This window comes from Geobacter sp. 60473 (genome assembly GCF_036323535.1).
Classification (GTDB): Bacteria; Desulfobacterota; Desulfuromonadia; order Geobacterales; family Geobacteraceae; genus Geobacter; species Geobacter sulfurreducens.
On sequence record NZ_AP028967.1, the window covers coordinates 2,932,027 to 2,950,589 of the forward strand.

11 protein-coding genes are annotated in these 18,563 nt (G+C 62.2%); 9 read left to right on the forward strand and 2 right to left on the reverse strand.

Features of this window, described 5'->3' with window-relative positions:
• Window positions 1-8: 8 nt before the first annotated feature.
• The gene (gene obgE, locus AABA48_RS13370) at window positions 9-1,025 is read right to left on the reverse strand and encodes a GTPase ObgE (RefSeq protein WP_286350859.1); all 1,017 of its coding nucleotides are present in this window, start codon (window positions 1,023-1,025) and stop codon (window positions 9-11) included.
• A 133-nt stretch (window positions 1,026-1,158) separates the two neighbouring features.
• Window positions 1,159-1,797, reverse strand: a complete 639-nt coding sequence (locus AABA48_RS13375) for a cytochrome C (RefSeq protein ID WP_286350860.1) — start codon at window positions 1,795-1,797, stop codon at window positions 1,159-1,161.
• 567 nt (window positions 1,798-2,364) lie between these two features.
• On the opposite strand from AABA48_RS13375, the gene AABA48_RS13380 reads away from it, so the two are divergent.
• The 9 genes from AABA48_RS13380 to AABA48_RS13420 all read left to right on the forward strand — a co-directional run bounded on the left by AABA48_RS13380 (window position 2,365) and on the right by AABA48_RS13420 (window position 18,561).
• Window positions 2,365-3,483, forward strand: coding sequence for a histidine kinase (locus AABA48_RS13380; protein WP_338271293.1), 1,119 nt, complete (start codon window positions 2,365-2,367; stop codon window positions 3,481-3,483).
• Window positions 3,484-3,485: 2 nt separating this feature from the next.
• Window positions 3,486-4,991: a sigma-54-dependent transcriptional regulator gene (locus AABA48_RS13385; protein ID WP_286350862.1), complete on the forward strand. Its 1,506-nt coding sequence runs from the start codon at window positions 3,486-3,488 to the stop codon at window positions 4,989-4,991.
• A gap of 9 nt (window positions 4,992-5,000) precedes the next feature.
• Window positions 5,001-6,443, forward strand: a complete 1,443-nt coding sequence (locus AABA48_RS13390; RefSeq protein ID WP_286350863.1) for a cytochrome c3 family protein — start codon at window positions 5,001-5,003, stop codon at window positions 6,441-6,443.
• Window positions 6,444-6,826: 383 nt separating this feature from the next.
• Window positions 6,827-12,211 carry a CARDB domain-containing protein gene (locus tag AABA48_RS13395; protein WP_286350864.1) on the forward strand — a complete coding sequence of 1,795 codons (5,385 nt, stop codon included), beginning with the start codon at window positions 6,827-6,829 and terminating at the stop codon, window positions 12,209-12,211.
• Between the two features lie 403 nt (window positions 12,212-12,614).
• Window positions 12,615-13,400 (forward strand): cytochrome c3 family protein, encoded by a 786-nt coding sequence (locus tag AABA48_RS13400; protein ID WP_286350865.1) that lies wholly within the window; start codon window positions 12,615-12,617, stop codon window positions 13,398-13,400.
• 148 nt (window positions 13,401-13,548) lie between these two features.
• Window positions 13,549-14,787: an SBBP repeat-containing protein gene (locus AABA48_RS13405; protein WP_286350866.1), complete on the forward strand. Its 1,239-nt coding sequence runs from the start codon at window positions 13,549-13,551 to the stop codon at window positions 14,785-14,787.
• 21 nt (window positions 14,788-14,808) lie between these two features.
• Window positions 14,809-15,396, forward strand: coding sequence for a cytochrome c3 family protein (locus tag AABA48_RS13410; protein ID WP_338270652.1), 588 nt, complete (start codon window positions 14,809-14,811; stop codon window positions 15,394-15,396).
• A gap of 9 nt (window positions 15,397-15,405) precedes the next feature.
• A complete protein-coding gene (locus tag AABA48_RS13415; RefSeq protein WP_286350868.1) occupies window positions 15,406-17,439 on the forward strand; it encodes a hypothetical protein in 2,034 nt (677 codons plus the stop codon).
• Between the two features lie 24 nt (window positions 17,440-17,463).
• Complete coding sequence (locus AABA48_RS13420) at window positions 17,464-18,561, forward strand: 6-bladed beta-propeller (protein WP_286350869.1); 1,098 nt, start codon at window positions 17,464-17,466, stop codon at window positions 18,559-18,561.
• The last annotated feature ends 2 nt before the right edge of the window (window positions 18,562-18,563 follow it).

Here is an 18,563-nt window from a genome sequence, read left to right on the forward strand (position 1 = left end):
GCGCCGTTCTACCACTCCTCCTCGTCCTTGCCCCAGAGGGAGCGGGCGATTTCGTCGAGCAGCGGGGGAATCCCCTCGCCGGTGGCGGCGGAGAGGGGAAAGACCGCGAGGCCCCGCTCCCGGAACCAGGGGAGCACTGCGGGAAGGTTCTCTCTCACCGCCGGGAGATCCATCTTGTTGACCACCACGATCTGGCGCTTGTCGGCCAGCTCGGGACTGAAGAGGGCCAATTCCCGGTTAAGGGCCTCGTACTCGCGGATGGGGTCGCGGTCGGGCATCCACGAGAGGTCGAGCACGTGGAGCAGCACCGTGGTCCGTTCAACATGCTTGAGGAAGCGATGGCCGAGTCCCGCACCCTCGGAGGCTCCTTCGATGATCCCCGGGATGTCGGCGATGACAAAGGAACGGTAGTTCTTGTAAGGAACTACCCCCAGGTTCGGCTTCAGGGTGGTGAACGGGTAATCGGCGATCTTGGGCCGGGCCGCCGAGACGCGGGTGATGAATGAGGATTTCCCCACGTTGGGAAAACCCAGGAGTCCCACATCGGCCAGGAGTTTCAGCTCCAGTCGCAGCCACCGCTCTTCCTCGGGCTCGCCCGGCTGGGCGAACTTGGGCGCCCGGTTGGTGGAGGTGGCGAACCGCGCGTTGCCCTGGCCGCCCCGTCCCCCCTTGAGCAGGATGATTTCCTCGCCGGCCGTCACCAGGTCGGCCAGGATTTCGCCGGTTTCCGCATCCTTGATGATGGTACCCGGCGGAACGGGAATAATCAGGTCCTCGCCGCCGGCGCCATGGCGGTCCTTGCCCATGCCGTTCTTGCCGGAGCCTGCCTTCAGGTGGGGACGATAGCGCAGGTCCAGCAGGGTGGACAGGTTCGGGTCGACCCGGAAGATGACGTCGCCGCCCCGCCCGCCGTCGCCGCCGTTGGGGCCGCCGAAGGGAACAAACTTTTCCCGGCGGAAGGAGACGCAGCCGGCGCCGCCGTGGCCCGACTGGACGTGTATTTTTACTTCATCGATAAACTGCATGGCTTCCCGTGAAATGCGTGAAATGAAACAGAGACTATAGCAGAATTCGTCAGGTGACGGGCAAAAAAAATCGGCAGCACCTGCTGCCGATGAAAAGGGAAAGGGAAACGGTTCCCCGGGTGATGTGCGATTGTTACTTGATGTGACAGGTAAGGCAAAGGGCGCTGCGGTAATCCTCCACCGCCAGATGCATGGGGCGGGGATTGAGCATGTTGTGGCAGGTGAGGCAACTCACGGTGCCGTCGAACAGCATGAGCGACTGCTCCACCAGGGCCGGGCTTCTGAAGCCCCGTCCCGACGCCGCCACCTGAGCATAGTTCATGCCCATGGGATGGGTTTTCATGGGGGAAGCGGCCTGCACGCTCTGGGCGGTGAAGCCGCTGCTGGAAACGCGGGAGATACGCTGCACGGCATCGACCGGCGGCGCGCTAACGCCATCGTGGCAGCCGAGACAGGCGGTGGTGATGGTATCGGTGCGGGAGGCGACCGGTTCATGGTAGCTGGCGTCGAGCATAGTCCCGAAAACGGCGAACCCGTCGCTGGCGTCTTCAACGGCTTCAACCGCTGCCGCCCGGGTAGAGAAAGAGGCATCGGCAGCCGTGGCAACCATGCCGATATAACCGGCCCGCATCTCGGGGTCGGCCAGTTGGGTCGAGAAGGTGCAGAGGCCCCGGCTGATGGCAGCCTCGGCAGCAATGGAACCGGCAGCAACCAGCGCGAAGGCTGAAATCAGGCTGACCAGGTGACGTAGTGCTCCGCTCGACCAAACCATGGGGGACTCCTCCGTGAAATGCCTGCAATGAACCACATTACAAGGGGAGTGCCGATTCTTTAATTACTGCAAATTTTATTTTAACAAGCTAAAATCATTACTATTTTAAACCCTGACCACCCTTCCCCTCAACCTCGTCATTTCACATATTGCTGTTCAACAATTGAACAGCTGATCCGAGAACAGAAACAACAGCCCCCAGAGCCCCTATTTTTCAGCACCTCGGAATGGCCGGACAAGTTGTGCAATTTGTGAACATTTTATATAAAAAACTTTAATTAATATTTGAAAGCATTCGGAATTCCTTATTATCAAGATTCGTTATGTTTGTATAAATAATTTTATGCTTGCTCTTTACTGCTCTTTTTTGTTGTATGAGGTTAAAGCGTCATAACAAAAGGCTAGCACAGGCTATTTAATGGACACATGGCCGGCACCGGCCGGCACTGAAACCGCCCGCAACAGGGACGTTGAGGGAAGGGGGTGACAATGACAAGGCCGAGCATCATGCGCAGACGAGCCGCACGGTACGACCGGAAGGTCCCCTTGTGGATCTGCGGTGATACCATGGAGTGTTTTCGCTCCATGTCACTCAACATTTCTTCCCACGGCGTATTCTGCCCGGTTCCCCGGGGGGTCGACATCAATGACCGGGTCATGGTGATCGTGGGAGTACCCTTTGCGGAGGGAGATGCTGAGGGAATCGAGTGCGAGGGGGTTGTGGTCCGCACGGAACCGGCACCAACCACTCTGGGCGCCGCCATCCAGTACGCAGCCATCAACTTCCGCAACATCCCCCGCGAATCAGCCTACCTGATCCGCGACTATCTGACCGGCTCCCAGCTGCGGTGCGACGAGCAGCGGAAACCGGAACTCCGCCGGCAACCCGAGATGCCCCCGGTCTGCTGCGACGTGCCCTGCGTCGATCGTGACGCCGTTGTCCAGCAGCACCGCCAGCGCACCGAACGGATGGCATTTCTGCGGGACGTGGCCTCGCGCCTGGCTCCCGCGATCAAGGACCGGCTTGCCGGTGTGTCCGGTGCGCTTCAGATCCTCTCGGAAGAAACGCTCCCCTCGTCCGTTCCCGACGGCATCTACCGCGACATTTTCGAAGAGATAGCAGCCCTTGACAAACTGGCCGACACCCTGGCCCGCTACCACCGGCCGAGTCTCCCCCTGTTCAGCTCGACCAGGCTCGAGCCGGTTGTGGAACGGGCACTGGAGACGGTGAAGGAAGTGCTGCAGAGCAAGGACATCGAGATACGGCTGCATCCGGGTGCCGATCTCCCCATTATTCAAGCCGATGAGGTACTGTTGACCCAGGCATTCGCCGCCCTGTTCGAAAGCGCGGCCGACACCATGAGCCGGGGCATGCTCACGGTGCAGTTCTGCTCGGGCACTCCCCGGTGCGACTGCCCGGAATGCGCGTGCGAGAAGGGCGCCAACTGCATTAACGAACACGTGAGCGTTCTGATCAGCGATGGGGGGACGGGCACGGCGCCGTTTTCTTTCGATCGGGCGCTGACCCTGTTTCCTGCCGTGAGCGGAGCCTGTTGCGGCAACGGACTCCCCTTTGCCCACCAGGTTATTGACCAGCACGAGGGATTTCTTTACGTGGCCAGCAGTCAAGCGAGCGGCTCAATCTTCGTGGTCGAGCTGCCCCGTTATCAGAGCGAGGTATGCTGACAATGAACAGTCACCGGATTCTGGTAGTCGACGATGAAAAGCTCATCTCGTGGTCCATTTCCACCATGCTCGAAAAGGCGGGGCACAGCGTTGCCACGGCCGCATCGGGGACCGAGGCGCTCCAGAAGTTCCAGAATTTCCGCCCCGAGGTCGTATTGCTCGACATCAGTCTTCCCGACATGAGCGGACTTGAGATCCTCGCCCGGGTCAAGGAAGAGAACGAGGACGTTACGGTCATCATGATTACCGCCAACTCCAACGCGGACGAGGCGGTGACAGCCTTCCAGCGCGGCGCCGACGACTTTTTCGGCAAGCCGTTCTGCCTGGAAACCCTGCGTCACGTGGTTGACAAGGCCCTGGAGCGGATGAAGCTCAAAAAAGAGGTGGATATCTTCAGGCGCGAACGGCGCAAGAAGGGAGATTTCGACCAGCTGGTGGGGCGTTCCTCCAAAATGGTGGAGGTATTCAAGCTGATCAACGTTTGTTCCCGCACCGATGCAAAGACAGTCCTGATAACCGGTGAGAGCGGTACCGGCAAAGAACTGGTGGCCCGCGCCGTCCATCTGCACAGTGCCCGCTCGGACCGGCCCTTCATCGAAGTCAACTGTGCCGCAATCCCGGAAAACCTTCTGGAAAACGAGCTGTTCGGCCATGAAAAGGGCGCCTTCACCGATGCGTCCCGCAAGCAGAAGGGTATTTTCGAGCTGGCCGAGGGGGGAACGGTCTTTCTGGATGAAATCGGCGACATGCCGCTGCAGATGCAGGCCAAGCTTCTGAAGGTAATGGAGACCAAGCGTTTCCGGCGCCTGGGCGGGGAAGACGACGTGGAGGCCGACGTCCGGATCATTGCCGCCACCAACCAGAACCTGCCGAAGATGGTGGCAGACGGCGGGTTCAGGGGCGACCTTTTCTTCCGCCTGAACGTCATGAACATCCGCCTGCCTCCGCTCAGGGAGCGGAGCGAGGATATCCCGACCCTGGTAAGCTATTTCATCCGGCGGCTCAACGACGAGTACGGCCGCTCGGTGGAGGGGATCAGCGATGACGCGCTGGCCACGCTGACCGGGCACAACTGGCCGGGCAACGTGCGCGAGTTGCGCAACTCCGTTGAACGGGCCATGATGCTGGAGCCGTCCAGAACCCTCCGTCTTGGCAGTTTCACCGACGATTTCCAGTGCGGCGGAGGGGCCACCGAATCTTCACCGGTTCCGGCCGGCTCGATCGCCAGCGATGCGCCTGGGACCCTTTCCATCCGGCTCCCCTCCGACGGGCTCTCCATCGAAGAGGTAGAAAAACAACTCATCATCCTGGCCCTGGAGCGGACCGGCGGAAACCAGACCAAGGCCGCCCAGTACCTCAAAATGACCCGCGACACGCTGCGTTACCGGATGAAAAAGTTCGGCCTCTCGGAAAGCGGCTGGCAGGACGACGCCGGCGACGACAAGGAGGGGGAACTGGGCGTGCCCAGACGGACTGGACGGCCGACCACCACCTGGCGCACGCTCTGAGAGGGGACCATGTTCCGCCTGCTTTTTGCCATAACCATCCTGCTGCCCCTGTCTCTGCCGGGAACAGCCCTGGCGCTCACCTGCACCATCAAGGGGTGCCACCCGTTCCTGCAGGACCTGAAGAACCTCCACGTGCCGGTCAAGGAGGGAAAATGTCTTTCCTGCCACGTCCAGAAGGAGGAGATGCATCCCTATCCGGGACTGAAGGCGTTCGAGCTGAAGGCGAAAGGAGCCGACCTCTGCTACCTCTGCCATGACAAGCTGGCCCTGGGACCCGTGGTCCACGGGCCGGTCAAGGACGGCGACTGCACCGCCTGCCACCGCTATCACGGGGCTTCCGGCCCCAAGCTCCTTGACATGGGCGAGGACCAGACGGCGTTCTGCACCGGCTGTCACGACGAGGGCGAGTTCCGGCGCCACTATCAGCACGGCCCGGCAGCGGTCGGCGACTGTACGAGCTGTCACACCCACCACAGCTCCACGGAGAAAAAACTCCTCAAGGAGCAATCCCGACAACTCTGCCTCTCCTGCCATAACGACTTTGCCCAGACCATGGCTAAGGCACCCCGGGTCCACCCGCCGGTGAGCAACGATGCTTGCACCTCGTGCCACAACCCGCACAGCTCGGCAAGCCAGTTCGTGCTCAAGGAAAAGATGCCCGACCTCTGCTATGGCTGCCATTCGGCCATGGCCACCAAGGTCCCGAACGTCAAGGTGCCCCACAAGCCCATCAGCCAGGCCAAGAGCTGCGGCAGCTGCCACTCGGCCCACTTCTCCCCGGCCAAAGGGCTGCTCGCCGTGGACCAGAAGAATCTTTGCCTCGGATGCCACGGCCAGGACGGCCTCCACTCAAGCAGCGTCTTCCGGGAGTATTCGGGGCTGCCGCTGGTTAACATGAAAAAAGCCCTGGACAAGAAATCCCAGCTGCACGGCCCTATCAACGACGGCGCCTGCGCCGCCTGCCACTCGCCCCACGGCAGCGACAACTTCCGCATGCTGGTCAAGAGCTACCCGGCCCCCTTCTACGTGCCGTACAAGGAAGGACTCTACGACCTCTGCTTTTCGTGTCACGACAAGAGCATGCTCAAGTATCCCGACACCACGATCTATACCAACTTCCGCAACGGCAAGCAGAACCTCCATTACCTCCACGTGAGCGACAAGCGCAAGGGAAGGACCTGCCGGGCCTGCCACGACGCCCACGCCGTCAACGGCCGGAAGCTGATCGGCGCGGATGGGGCCGTGTTCGGCAAATGGAAGATCCCGACCCGATTCAAGACCACGGCCACGGGCGGGAGCTGCGCCCCCGGCTGTCACCGCCAGTTGTCCTACGACCGGGAAACGCCGGTTCCCTACGCGCCCCAGAAAGAAGCCCCTAAAGACGCGGCAAAAGAGGTCCCCCAGACACCTGCCCCGACCAGCGACGCCGCTCCTTCCGGCCAAGCGAAATAGGTTTCTCTCCCGCCGTCGGGCAGACTCCGCTCCGGCCCGGCCCCCCAGACAAGGAGCCGGGCTGGGCGATTTGCCTCAGCCTCCCCGCACCATTCTGCGTGAATTGCCCCGCATTGCCCTGTCGCCCGCCACTGCGAGATCCGTTTACACTTTTTCCGCACTTGGTTTAAGCCAGATAACACGGGCATTTGAAAGCCGCCACCTGCCGCAGCCCTGCCGCCCGTCGCAACTGGGGCATATTTACTGCATATTCGAATATCTAATTTAATTAAAATTTTCACGCAATGGCGCATGCATTGCTGTGCGCTACTCCGGTCGGGAACGGGCACCTGCGGCATGCGGCACCCAGTGAAGGCCACTGTGATGGACGAAGGGGGCAGGTGATGAAACTGAGGCGATGTATTGCGTCGCTGGCGACCGTGGGGATGCTCGCCATGCTGTTGGTCCAGGCGGAGCCCCGGCAGGTCACGGGCAGCGGCTATAGCGCAGAGACCGGTAAGAGACAGCGGCCGGCCCCCAAAGAATCCGGGTCGGCAGACAAGGCAAAACGAAAGCGATGGCTCGTCCAGTTCAACGGTCCGGTCCGGCCTGAGCAGCGACGGCAGTTGGAGGCGCTCGGTTGCCGTATCGGCGATTACATGCCCACGAATGCGTTTGTTGCGCTCATGGACGGCAAGGCGGCCAAGAGGGTTGCCCTTCTCTCATTCGTCGAAGACATCACCCGATTTGCACCGGCCGACAAACTGGTGGGCAAGGCGCGGAAGGACCAGACGGCGGCACCGACGTCCGAGATCCGGATCCGGAAGGTGCTCCGGGTGGACGACCCTGCCGACCGGGTAGCGGTCATTGCCGCCACCCTGCGGGGAAATGGCCGGATACTGAACGTGGGTGCACGCAACATTACCGTGGAGGTACCTGAGGATCTGCTCGCCTCTCTTGCCCAGCAGGAGGAGACAGCCTGGATCGGCGAGGTCGGGGAGTTGCGGCTGCACAACAGCGATGCCGCCTGGGTGGTACAGACCAACGAGGTCGATAATCGCACGATCTGGGAGAAGGGGATTACCGGCGCGGGGCAGATCGTCGGTATCGCCGACTCGGGGGTCGACTACGACATGCCCTGGTTCGCCGATCCGAACGGCGCCCTTCCCGGCCCGGGACACCGCAAGATCGTGGGGTACGACACCACTCTGGGAGACAACCACGATGTGGCCGACGGCCACGGCACCCACATCGCCGGGACCATCTGCGGCGACCGGGGGCCGGGCATGCCCGGCAACGGCATCGCACCCGGCGCGCGCATCCACGTCCAGGACCTGGTCGGCGCCGACGGCACGCTGACCGGCAGCCTGGAACTGGAAACCGTGCTGAAAAAGGCCTATGACAGCGGAGCCCGGATCTTCAACGGCAGTTGGGGGTTCGATAGCGGGGACTACGACGCCCTTGCCGCGGCCCTTGACGACTTTTCCTGGCGGCACAAAGATTTCCTGGCCGTGTTCGCCAACGGCAACGGCGGCCCGGCGGAGCAGACGGCAACCAGTCCGGCCATAGCCAAGAACGCCACCAGCGTAGTGGCAACCGGCAACGGAACCGATGCCGCCACGGTCAGCGCCGAAAGCAGTGTCGGCCAGGCTCCGGATGGCCGCGCCAATCCGTCGGTGGGCGCTCCGGGTCTGGGTGTTATCTCGGCCCGCTCCGACGGCCTTCTCGGCAGCGGCAACAGCGACACCATGGCCATGTCGGGCACCTCGGTGGCAGCGGCGGTCACCTCGGGAGCAGCCGCGCTCATCCGCCAGTACTTTACCGACGGCTTCTTCCCCACCGGCAGCCCTGTCGCCACCAACAAGCTGCACCCCTCGGCGGCGCTGCTGAAGGCAGTCCTCGTGAACAGCGCCGAAGCGCTCCTCTCGGACGACCCCGACGACTCGTGTCCCTCGAAGAGAGGCGGCTGGGGGCGCCCCAAACTGATCAACACCCTCTTTTTCAACGGTGACAGCCACTCCCTGGAAGTAGTCGACGAGGGTGCAGGCCTGGAAACCGGCGGCGTCTGGCAGCGGCTCTATTTCTCTCCCGGCGGCAGAAGGCTCAAGATCACACTGGCCTGGACCGACGCCCCGGCGGCGCCCGGTGCCACGTCCCATCTTACCAATGACCTGAATCTGGTAGTTGTCGCACCGGACGGAACGACCTACCTGGGCAATGATCTGAACTGTTCGCACGGTGACTATGAATCAAGGACCGGCGGCTCCTCCGACAGGGTCAACGTTGAAGAGCAGGTGGTCATCAAGCGGCCCGTGGCCGGCACCTACCTGGTCAAGGTGATCGGCGCCAGCATTCCGGTGGGTCCCCAGCCCTTCGCTCTGGTAATGACCGGGGTCACCGGCGTCACCTCGGACGGCCGGATCGCCCTGACCAACAGCGCTAACGGCACCCTGGAGGCGCCGGGACAGGTGTCGGTCATGGTGACCGACCGGGATCTCAACCACAATGCCTCAGCGATCGAGACCATGACGGTGGACCTGCTCGGCGAGACCGAGAGCAACCCGGAGCAGGTGGTCCTCACCGAAACCGGCCCCAATACCGGGACCTTCACCGGCACCTGCCCGATCGCACTCGGCGGCACCGCCATCCACGACAATGGTGCGTTGGAAGCGCGCCATGGCGAGACGATCAGCGCCCGCTATACCGATGAAATCAACCTGAGCGGCTATCCCCGCCTCGTGAGCGTGTCGGCCCGGATTGTCGACAGCGTGCCGCCGGCGATCTCGGCGGTTGGCGTCGGAGCCCAGCTCTCCGAAACCTCGGCGACCGTAGCCTGGACCACCGACGAACCCGCAGACTCGAAGGTCAGCTACGGCTCTGACGGCTCCCTGGGCCTCAGCGTCATCGACGGGGCCTTTGTCTCGGACCATCTCCTGGCACTCTCAGGTTTGTCGGAAGGACGAGACTATTTCTTTTCCGTCACCTCAGCCGACGCCGCCGGCAACGTCTCCACGGATACCAACGGCGGCAACAACTATACCTTCCGCACCGCCAGCCTCCCGCCGTCCCTGGAGGTCTTTTGCTCGGCGGAAAACAACGAGACCTATCTCCCGACGGTCAGGGTCTTCGGCACCGCCACCGATCCGGCCGGAATCGACCGGGTGACGGTCAACGGCCAACCAGCCGTCTGGCGCGCCGCCGATGGCTACTACGAGGCCACCGCCTCCCTGGTGCCCGGCAGCAACACCATTACCGTAATCGCGACGGATACGCTCAACAACCCGGCCGGGCAAACCCTGATGGTCAACAGGACCCTGCCCCCCGTTGACCTGCTCGTGACATCTGTGGTCTCTACCACGAACCTGCTGCCGAGCTCGGTCATCAGGGTGGACGGGATGGTGCGGAACGAAGGCACCGCGGATGCCACGTCGGCGGAGGTTGCCTTTTACCTCTCCCGCGGCGGGGCTGCCACCGGCATCCCCCTCGGCAGTATCCCGATCTCACCCATCCCGGCGGCCCAAACCAGTGCAGTATCCTTCACCGCCACCCTGCCGCCGGAAGTTGTGCCGGGGTCTTATTTCATTGTCGCAACCGTCGATCCGGCCGATCACGTGGCCGAAGCCCGGGAAGACAACAACTCCCTGGCCGGCAATCAGGTCGAGATCCTGGCGGACGGCCTTGACCTGACCGTTCCTGGGGTGACCGCGCCAGCCTCCGGCACCACCGGTCAACCGGTCACCATTACGGCAACGGTTGCCGCCACCATGCCGGCAGCGGCATCCGCGGTCCAGTTCTTCGTCTCGCGTGATCCGGTCATAACCAGCGCCGATACGTATCTGGCCACCAAGGCGGTCGGCTCCTTCGGCGCCGCGGGCGCACAGACCGTCACTGCCACCGTGACGCTTCCCACGACGCTGACCAGCGACACCTGGTATCTCGGTGCCATTGCCGACGCCTATGGAGTGATTACCGAAATCAATGAAACCAACAACGCCTCTGCCGGCCGTGCCATTACGGTTAACGGTCCCGAGCTTGTCGTGGAATCCCTTACTTCCGCCTCCGACACGGCTTACACGGCGGGCACCGTCAGCCTGGCCAGCACCATCAGGAGCATGGCCGGCGCCGCACCCACCCACCGGGTAGAGTTCTATCTCTCCACCGACCCGGCAATCACCACCTCCGACATTTACCTCGGCTACCGCACCGCGTCCCTCCCCGCGGGGGGAAGCAGCACGGCGACCACAATCCTGACGATCCCCCGCTACCTGACCGGGGGAGACTATTACATCGGTGCCATCGCAGACCCCGGCAACGTCATTGCAGAGGCGGACGAGAACGACAACTCCCTGGGCATCCCCCTGCACATCATCGGTCCGGATCTCCGGGTAGACGGTCTGAGCCTCCCCGGCAGCGCCCTGTCAGGGGTCCCCCTCACCATTTCCAGCCGGGCATTTTCGACCCAGGGCGGATCCGGAAGTTTTACGGTCGACTTCTACCTTTCCTCCGACCAGGCCATTACCACCGGCGACGTGTACCTCGGCCGCCGCACGGTGAGCAGCCTGGCTGTGGCCGGAGCGAGCACCGCAACGGCCACGGTGACAATTCCGAATTACGTCTTCACGGGCCGCTATTACGTGGGCGCCATCGTGGACCCCTACAATTACGTGAAAGAGGAAACGGAGACCAGCAACGCGACCGGGCCGGACCAGGCAGTCGCCGTGGAGGTAACGGGTGCCGAACTGGCACTGGCGTCCCTCTCGGCACCGGCCTCGGCCAAGCCCGGCGAAACCATCGCCGTGGCCAACGCCCTTGCCACCACGGCAGGATCGGCGCCCTCATCGTACATGGAGTTCTACCTGTCGACCGACAGCATCATCACCGCCGCCGATCGCTATCTCGGAGGCCGCACCGTCTCAGCCCTGCCCGCGGGGGGTGCCAACAACGCTACAACCGGCCTGAAGGTTCCGGCGGACATCCTGCCCGGGACCTACTACCTCGGCGCCGTGAGCGACCCCTACAACACGGTCAGGGAGGCCAACGAGGCTGACAACACGCGAACCGTACAGCTCACCGTCACCGGAAGGGATCTGGCGGTCGAGGCACTGAGCGGGCCGGCCTCCGCCTCCGCGGGGGCGACCATCGGAGTCGCCAATACCGTGAGGAGCGCCGGCGGCGCAGTGCCGGGCTTCGATGTCACCTTCTACCTGTCGCGCGACGCCGTCATAACCCGCTCAGACACCTACCTGGGGACCCGCTTCGTATCCGGCCTGGACATCGATGGCGCGAACACGGCGACTACCACCCTCAAGCTCCCCAATGATCTGGAGGGCGGACGCTACTACCTGGGTGCCATCGTCGACGGTGGCAACCTGATTCCCGAGACCGACGAGAGCAATAACGCATCTGCTGCGGCTCCCATCGACCTGGTTGGCGCCGACCTCGCGGTCTCGGCGCTGACCGCGCCGGCTACGGCCAGTGCCGGCGAAACGATCTCCGCCCAGGTGATCGTCACAACCCGTGCCGGCGGCTCTCCTTACTCGCTCGTGAACTATTACCTGTCAACCGACGGGACTGTCTCGCCAGACGACATCTATCTGGGAGTATCCACCATACCGTCACTGGGCCCGGGCGGCGTCGCCACTGTCGGCAAGTCGGTGAAGCTGCCCGCGGACATGGAGCCGGCAACCTACTACCTGATTGCCGTTGCAGACCCTGCCAATGCAGTGGCAGAGGCGGATGAAACCAACAACACCTCTCAACCGCTCGCCATTGGGGTGACTGCGCCCTAACAACCGTTATCCTGAACGCAAAAGAGCCCGGCCCCGGTCGGGCTCTTTTGCGTCCCCCCCAGAGAGTCCGGTGCCCCTGAGTGATTTCACCCGCCCACCCTCAAAGGTGGTGGAAATCCCCCGACCGGAAAGCCATCGGTAGTTACGAAGAGCTAGCGGCCCATTTCATGACATTCGAATAGACCAATAATTTCAAACTATTAAACCAAATATTTAAAAATATAAATTCATCATCATAAATGGCACCGGCGTTGCTATATATCTGACAAAGCCTGCCAACCGGGGTCCTTTGGGGGAAGGTCACCGATTCATTACATGCGGGCAACAGATTCGAATGAATGAAAAAGGGGAAAGAGAGCTGAGCACTGTAATTCAATTTAAGGCAGAGAAAGGAATGAACATCATGAAAAACCGAATTCTTAGCGTTGTCTGCGCTGCCGCCCTTTCCGCAGGCGCCTTGGCCGGCGTGGCCCTTGCCAAGCAAACCTACACCCCGGGAACCGGCGTGTCCAACTCGCCGCACAACATCAACAACGTGGTAACCAACGGTGACGAGTACGGCCGGGTCTGTGCCTACTGCCACACCCCGCACCATGCCATCGTCAGCGGCGCCATTGCCGAGTACAACCCGCTCTGGTCCCACCAGGTGAACGAAGAGACCTATACTCCCTATGCATCCCGGACCTTTGACGGCGGCTCTGTCGACAACATGCAGTCCGACCCGCTCGTCGGCCCCAGCCGTCTCTGCATGAGCTGCCATGACGGCGTCATCGCCGTAAGCCAGCACTATGGAACCGCTCCGGCTGCGGGCAACGGCTCCGCCGCCGTGGGCGACAACTGGAACGAGATCAGCGTCGGCGACCTCGCCTTCGGTGAAGGCCTCACCAACGATCACCCGATCGGGTTCGATTACGATGCGGTTGCTTCGACCGACAAAGGGAACGGCACCCTCGGCTCCGGCATCAGGGCTGCCAACACCCAGTTCTCCGTGACCCTGGCCGGTACGGGCGTTAACTATGCCGGTACCCATAACCGGAAGATCTCCGATCTTATGTACAACAACGGCAGCAAGAACATCATGACCTGCGCCAGCTGCCACGACGTACACAACAACGAGAACCCTGAGGACTACCTCCTCATTAACAAGCAGGCCGGCTCCCAGATCTGCCTCACCTGCCACAAAAAGTAAGCGGCACTATTGCGGCACTGCTGTTGCAACAGAAAAGGCCGCTGCCTTGTCGGGCAGCGGCCTTTTCACCAGCACAATCATATAAAAACCGTAATAATAGGAATTTACGACAGGTTATCGTCCTCCACTCTAATTCGAGGAGGTTTTCATGAAGCCGCGTTTCGCCGTAGCCCACCGTCCTTTCACACAAGCCGCCCGGCTGTTCGTGCTCTGCTCGCTGCTCTGGATCAGCGGGTGTGCCGGTAAAACCGGCCCTGCGGGAAATACTTTTTTCCCGCCGCCTCCCAACCTGCCCCGGCTCCAGTACCTGATGGGGATTGCCAACTCGACCGACGTGGAAGGGAAGGATTCATCGTTTTCCCTCTTCGGGGGATTGACCGAGCAACGCGAAAAGATCCGCCACATCGTCAAGCCGTACGGCATTACCGAGGCCGGCGGCAAGCTCTACGTGAGCGATGTGGGAACCGCCCAGATTGTCGTCATCGACCTGCCGGGCAAAAAATTCGAACTGCTCAAGGGGGCTGCCGGGCCTGGCAAGCTGACCACTCCGGCCAACGTGGCCGTGGACAAGGACGGCTTCATCTACGTGGCCGACGCGGGTCGGCGGGAGGTGGTGGTATTCACGCCGGAAGGCGATTTCCTCAAGGCCATCGGCGGGGACCGGGACATGAAGCCCGTGGATGTGGTCGTTAGCGGCGACCGGGCCTTCGTGCTCGACATCAAAAGCAGCGACATCAAAGTGTTCAACGTCAAGAGCGGCCAGTATCTCGAAAGTTTCGGCACAGCGGGCGGCCCCTTCGAGCGGCTCGCCATGCCCATCAACCTGGCCATGGACTCCAAGGGGTTTCTCTATGCCACCAACGGGGTCAGCGGCAGAGTCCTCAAATTCGACCGGGACGGCAATCTGCTTCTCTCCTTCGGCCAGATGGGCGATGGCTTCGGCCAGTTCGCCCGCCCCAAGGGAATCGCGGTGGATCCCGCCGGACTGATCCACGTGGTTGACGGCGGACATCAGAACGTTCAGCTCTTTTCGGATACGGGACGCCTGCTCCTCTTCTACGGCGACGCGGGCAAGGATAGCACCGCATCCCTGAATCTCCCGGCAGGGATCGCCTATTCCACAGCCAACCTGGAGTACTTCCAGAAGATGGCGGACTCCTCCTTCAAGCTGGACGGCGTGGTGTTCGTCACCAACCAGGGGGGAAAAGCGAACAAGGTGGCCGTGTACGGGTACGGCAAACGCGAAGGGATCGATTACGAGCAGGAGTACGAGAAGATCCGCAAGGAACTGGAGGAGCGCGCACGGAAAGCCCGCGAAAAGGAGGCCCAGGAGGGGAAGAAGGCCGGGCAGGCCGAACCCAAGGCTGCGGAACCCGCCGCACAGTAGCCTGATGAGGCGCGAATCGGCATGAGAAGGTCTGTTGCTGTGATATGGCTGTTGCGGGCGGGGCTGGGTGCCCTTGCACTCTGCCTGACCGCCTGCGACCCCGTGGTGCGCCACAAGACCCTGTCCACCATCTTCGACGGGGTGCCGACGCTGCCGCCCACCGATGAGTACTGCGTCGACTTCGCCCGGCAGTATCACCAGGAACAGCTGGGACTGGCCAAAGTGGAGGTCAAGGAGGAAGGACCCAAGGGGTCCACCCACCTGCCCTACGGCGAGAAACGCTGCGCTGACTGTCACGGCTCAGACAAGGACAAGAGCGGCGGATTGGTGGTGCCCAAGCAGGAACTCTGCTTCAAGTGCCATCCCGGCTTCCTCAAGGGCGCATTCCAGCATGGGCCTGCAGCCGTTGGTGATTGCCTCGCCTGCCATCTCCCCCACGCCGCGCCGAACCCGGACCTGCTCGGAGCGCCGCGGGACCAGATATGCGGCCGCTGCCACACGGAAGAACGGCTCACCAACCGGATGCACGACCGCCTGAAGGACAGCAAGATCGCCTGCGTCGAGTGCCATGACCCCCATGCCGGCGACGCACGCTATCTGCTGCGCTAGGCACCGGCCATGGATCTATGGGGAAATGCAGCGAGGGACCCGATAGCCGGTGGCATACGCATTGCCGCCGCGCTCATGGTGCTGCTCGTGCTGTCCCCCCCCTTCCCGGCCGACGCGGCACGGCTGACGCTGTTGCGCTTCGGCAAGCTAACCCAGAACATCAGCCTGGGGTATGAATTCGATCAGCAGTCGAGCCAAAGCGACGGGGGAACCGGCCTTGACTCCACGTCCCACCGCTTCGACGAGCGTTACCGGGCCGCGTTCCGCTATGCTGTCCTCTCTCCGCGCCTGTTGAACGGTTCCGTCAGGGTAGGCGCCAACCTCGAACAGGAAAACGAAGAAACCACCAACCGCTCCGCCTCCGACGGTTCGAGCCATCAATTGGAATACAACGTAAACGGCACCTGGTTCCAGCGCAGCTGGTATCCGGTCACCTTCTTTACCTATCAGCAGCACAACAGGGTGCGCCAGGCATTCACTCCCTCCTACGACATCAAGACCGACGGCGTCGGCGCGACCCTGAGCCTCCAGAACAACTACGTACCCACCCTGTTCAACTACAGTCTCCGCTCGAACGCTACGTCGGGGGCAGGAGCCGACACGGAGAACACCATCGAAGCCTTTCTTCTGTCGTTCTCCCACAACTACCGGAGCCTGTCCAACGCAACGCTGTCGCTGTCCCTCAACAAGAGCGACACCGTCACCAAGGGAGAGGCAACGACAACCTCTTCGGACACGCGCAGCGTCGTGTTCAGGCATCTGCTCAATCTGGGTACCACCGATCTCACCCGCACCCTCAACACCCTCGCCAGCTACGTAAACGAGACCGGCACGGTCCGGAATCACACCCTGGAGTTGAACGAAAGTCTCGACTGGTGGGTGGGCAAGGCGCTCCAGACCCACGCAATCTACATTCACCGCGACCGCACCTTTGCCGACAGAAAAACGGTGGAGGACAGCGGGGTCGGCTGGATTCAGCATCGCCTCTATAAGAGCCTCACTACCCGGCTCGACCTGCGGGGCAAGAACACCACCTTCGACAACAACGGCTCCATCACCGAGATCGGTGGCGGAGGGACAATCGACTATGAAAAGAAGCTGCCCGAAGAGAGCAGCCTGCTGGTGGGGGTGGGCTACAATTACGGGATCACCGACAACAAACTGGGCGCCGACGCCCTGCCGGTAATCAATGAATCGGCCACGGTGCCGGACCTTCCACCCTACGAACTTGTGCTTGGACAATTGGATGTTAACCCCGACAGCATCGTCGTCCGCAACCGGGAACGGACGTTCATCTACACCCCCGGCACCGATTACCAGGTAGTGCCCGATGGCCGCGAGACCCGGATCGTCTTTCCGCAGATCCCCACGGTCGGCCCGGTTCCGATCACCGCGGGAAGCATCCTCTCCATCGATTACGAATACCGGCTTGCCCCCTCCATCACCTATAGCCAGAGCGTCTATACCGGCTACGCTACCTTGTCGCTCTTTCAGGAGCGGCACCGGTTGTTCGTGCGGGTCACCGACAGCAGTCAGGACGTCCTGGAAAACCGCGGAGCCGGGTCGCCCCAGCTCAGCGACTACCGGACCCTCAACCTGGGTTTTGAAAGCCGGCGGGAGTTCCTGAGTTACGGTGCTTCGTACCTCCGCATCGATTCGGACATCAACCCGAGCCAGACCTTCGAGGGCTACTCGCGCTACGTGCGCTCCTTCGGCCGGGACCTGGTGCGGCTGAACCTTCGGGAGCGCTATACCCTCCATGACAACGGGGATGGCCGAACTGAATCCAGCTACACCAATACCCTCAACCTGACGGGGGAATACCTCCGTCCGGTCACCAACTGGGCGACCATGCGCCTGATCGGGGACTACCTGATGGTGCGGGGACGTTCTCCCAGCGATGAAGTGAGTGCTTCGGTCGAGCTCAATGCCCAGCTCGGACGAACCGAATTGTCCCTCTTCTCGGAGCTGGCCTGGAAGTTTTTGCCCCAGAACACGAACCGCAGCACTGCCATCAGGCTGCAGATCAGCAGGTCGTTCTAACTGAGCGCACGAAAAGGAGCACACATGGAGCAGTCAGTACCGGCACGCGGCACCTCCCCTGCACGCCGGCTTGCGACCGCGGTCAGGCACTGCCTGGTCCTGGCCGTGGCGAGCATCCTGGCCGCCTGCACGACCATTACGGCCGTAACCCCGAACGAACCGGAGCAACGGCTGGTCTGGCCGGGACCGCCGCTCCAGCCGCGCATCGAGTGGGTGCGCGAAGTCTATAACCAGAAGGGGCTTGGGGTATCTCCCGGGTTCTGGGGCAAGATCGCGCGGTTCGTGCTGGGTGAGAAGGAGGAGCGCTTCATCCGTCCCCACGGAATTCTGGCCGATGAGCAGATCTTCGCCTTGGTCGATTCGGGCGCCGGGCGAGTGCACCTGATCGACCTGAAGCGCGGGGCCTATCGGCTGCTGCCGGAGGAAGGCAAGACCCCGATGGTCTCACCCATCGGGATAGCCCGGGACAGCCGGGGAGCGCTCTACGTAACCGACTCCGGCACCGGCCTGATCCACCGCTTCTCCAACGACGGCGACTCTTTCGTCGCGCTGGACCTCCGCCCGCTTCACCGCCCCACCGGTATCGCCTTCAACCCGGTAACGGGCCTGCTGTACGTGGCGGAAACCGGCGCCCACCGGATCGTAGCCTTCGATTCGGCGGGCAAGGAAACCCTGCGCATCGGCGGGAGCGGCATGGAGCCCGGCGCCTTCAACTTCCCCACCGACCTGGCCGTGATGGCCGATGGACGCCTTCTGGTAACCGACTCCCTCAACAGCCGGATTCAGATCTTCACAGCAGACGGAAAGCCGGCGGGAAGCTTCGGCGAGGCCGGGGATACTCCCGGTCGCTTCACCCGCCCCAAGGGGGTCGCCGTGGACAGCGAAGGGCATATCTACGTCTGTGACAGCCAGCAGGACATGGTCCAGATCTTCGACGAGACGGGCCGGCTGCTCCTGGCCTTCGGCGACAAGGGAAGCCTCCCCGGCCAGTTCTGGATGCCCTCCGGCATCCATATCGCCAATGACATGATCTATGTCTCCGATACGTATAACCAGCGGGTACAGGTCTTCCGCTACCTGAAAGAAGAGCCCTGGGGGCAGGACCCCCACACCCCCGACTAAAG

Coding starts and splice junctions, on each gene's coding strand:
- obgE (WP_286350859.1), bottom strand. CDS start 1,025: ATGCAGTTTATCGATGAAGTAAAAATACACGTCCAGTCGGGCCACGGC.
- AABA48_RS13375 (WP_286350860.1), bottom strand. CDS start 1,797: ATGGTTTGGTCGAGCGGAGCACTACGTCACCTGGTCAGCCTGATTTCA.
- AABA48_RS13380 (WP_338271293.1), top strand. CDS start 2,365: ATGGAGTGTTTTCGCTCCATGTCACTCAACATTTCTTCCCACGGCGTA.
- AABA48_RS13385 (WP_286350862.1), top strand. CDS start 3,486: ATGAACAGTCACCGGATTCTGGTAGTCGACGATGAAAAGCTCATCTCG.
- AABA48_RS13390 (WP_286350863.1), top strand. CDS start 5,001: ATGTTCCGCCTGCTTTTTGCCATAACCATCCTGCTGCCCCTGTCTCTG.
- AABA48_RS13395 (WP_286350864.1), top strand. CDS start 6,827: ATGAAACTGAGGCGATGTATTGCGTCGCTGGCGACCGTGGGGATGCTC.
- AABA48_RS13400 (WP_286350865.1), top strand. CDS start 12,615: ATGAAAAACCGAATTCTTAGCGTTGTCTGCGCTGCCGCCCTTTCCGCA.
- AABA48_RS13405 (WP_286350866.1), top strand. CDS start 13,549: ATGAAGCCGCGTTTCGCCGTAGCCCACCGTCCTTTCACACAAGCCGCC.
- AABA48_RS13410 (WP_338270652.1), top strand. CDS start 14,809: ATGAGAAGGTCTGTTGCTGTGATATGGCTGTTGCGGGCGGGGCTGGGT.
- AABA48_RS13415 (WP_286350868.1), top strand. CDS start 15,406: ATGGATCTATGGGGAAATGCAGCGAGGGACCCGATAGCCGGTGGCATA.
- AABA48_RS13420 (WP_286350869.1), top strand. CDS start 17,464: ATGGAGCAGTCAGTACCGGCACGCGGCACCTCCCCTGCACGCCGGCTT.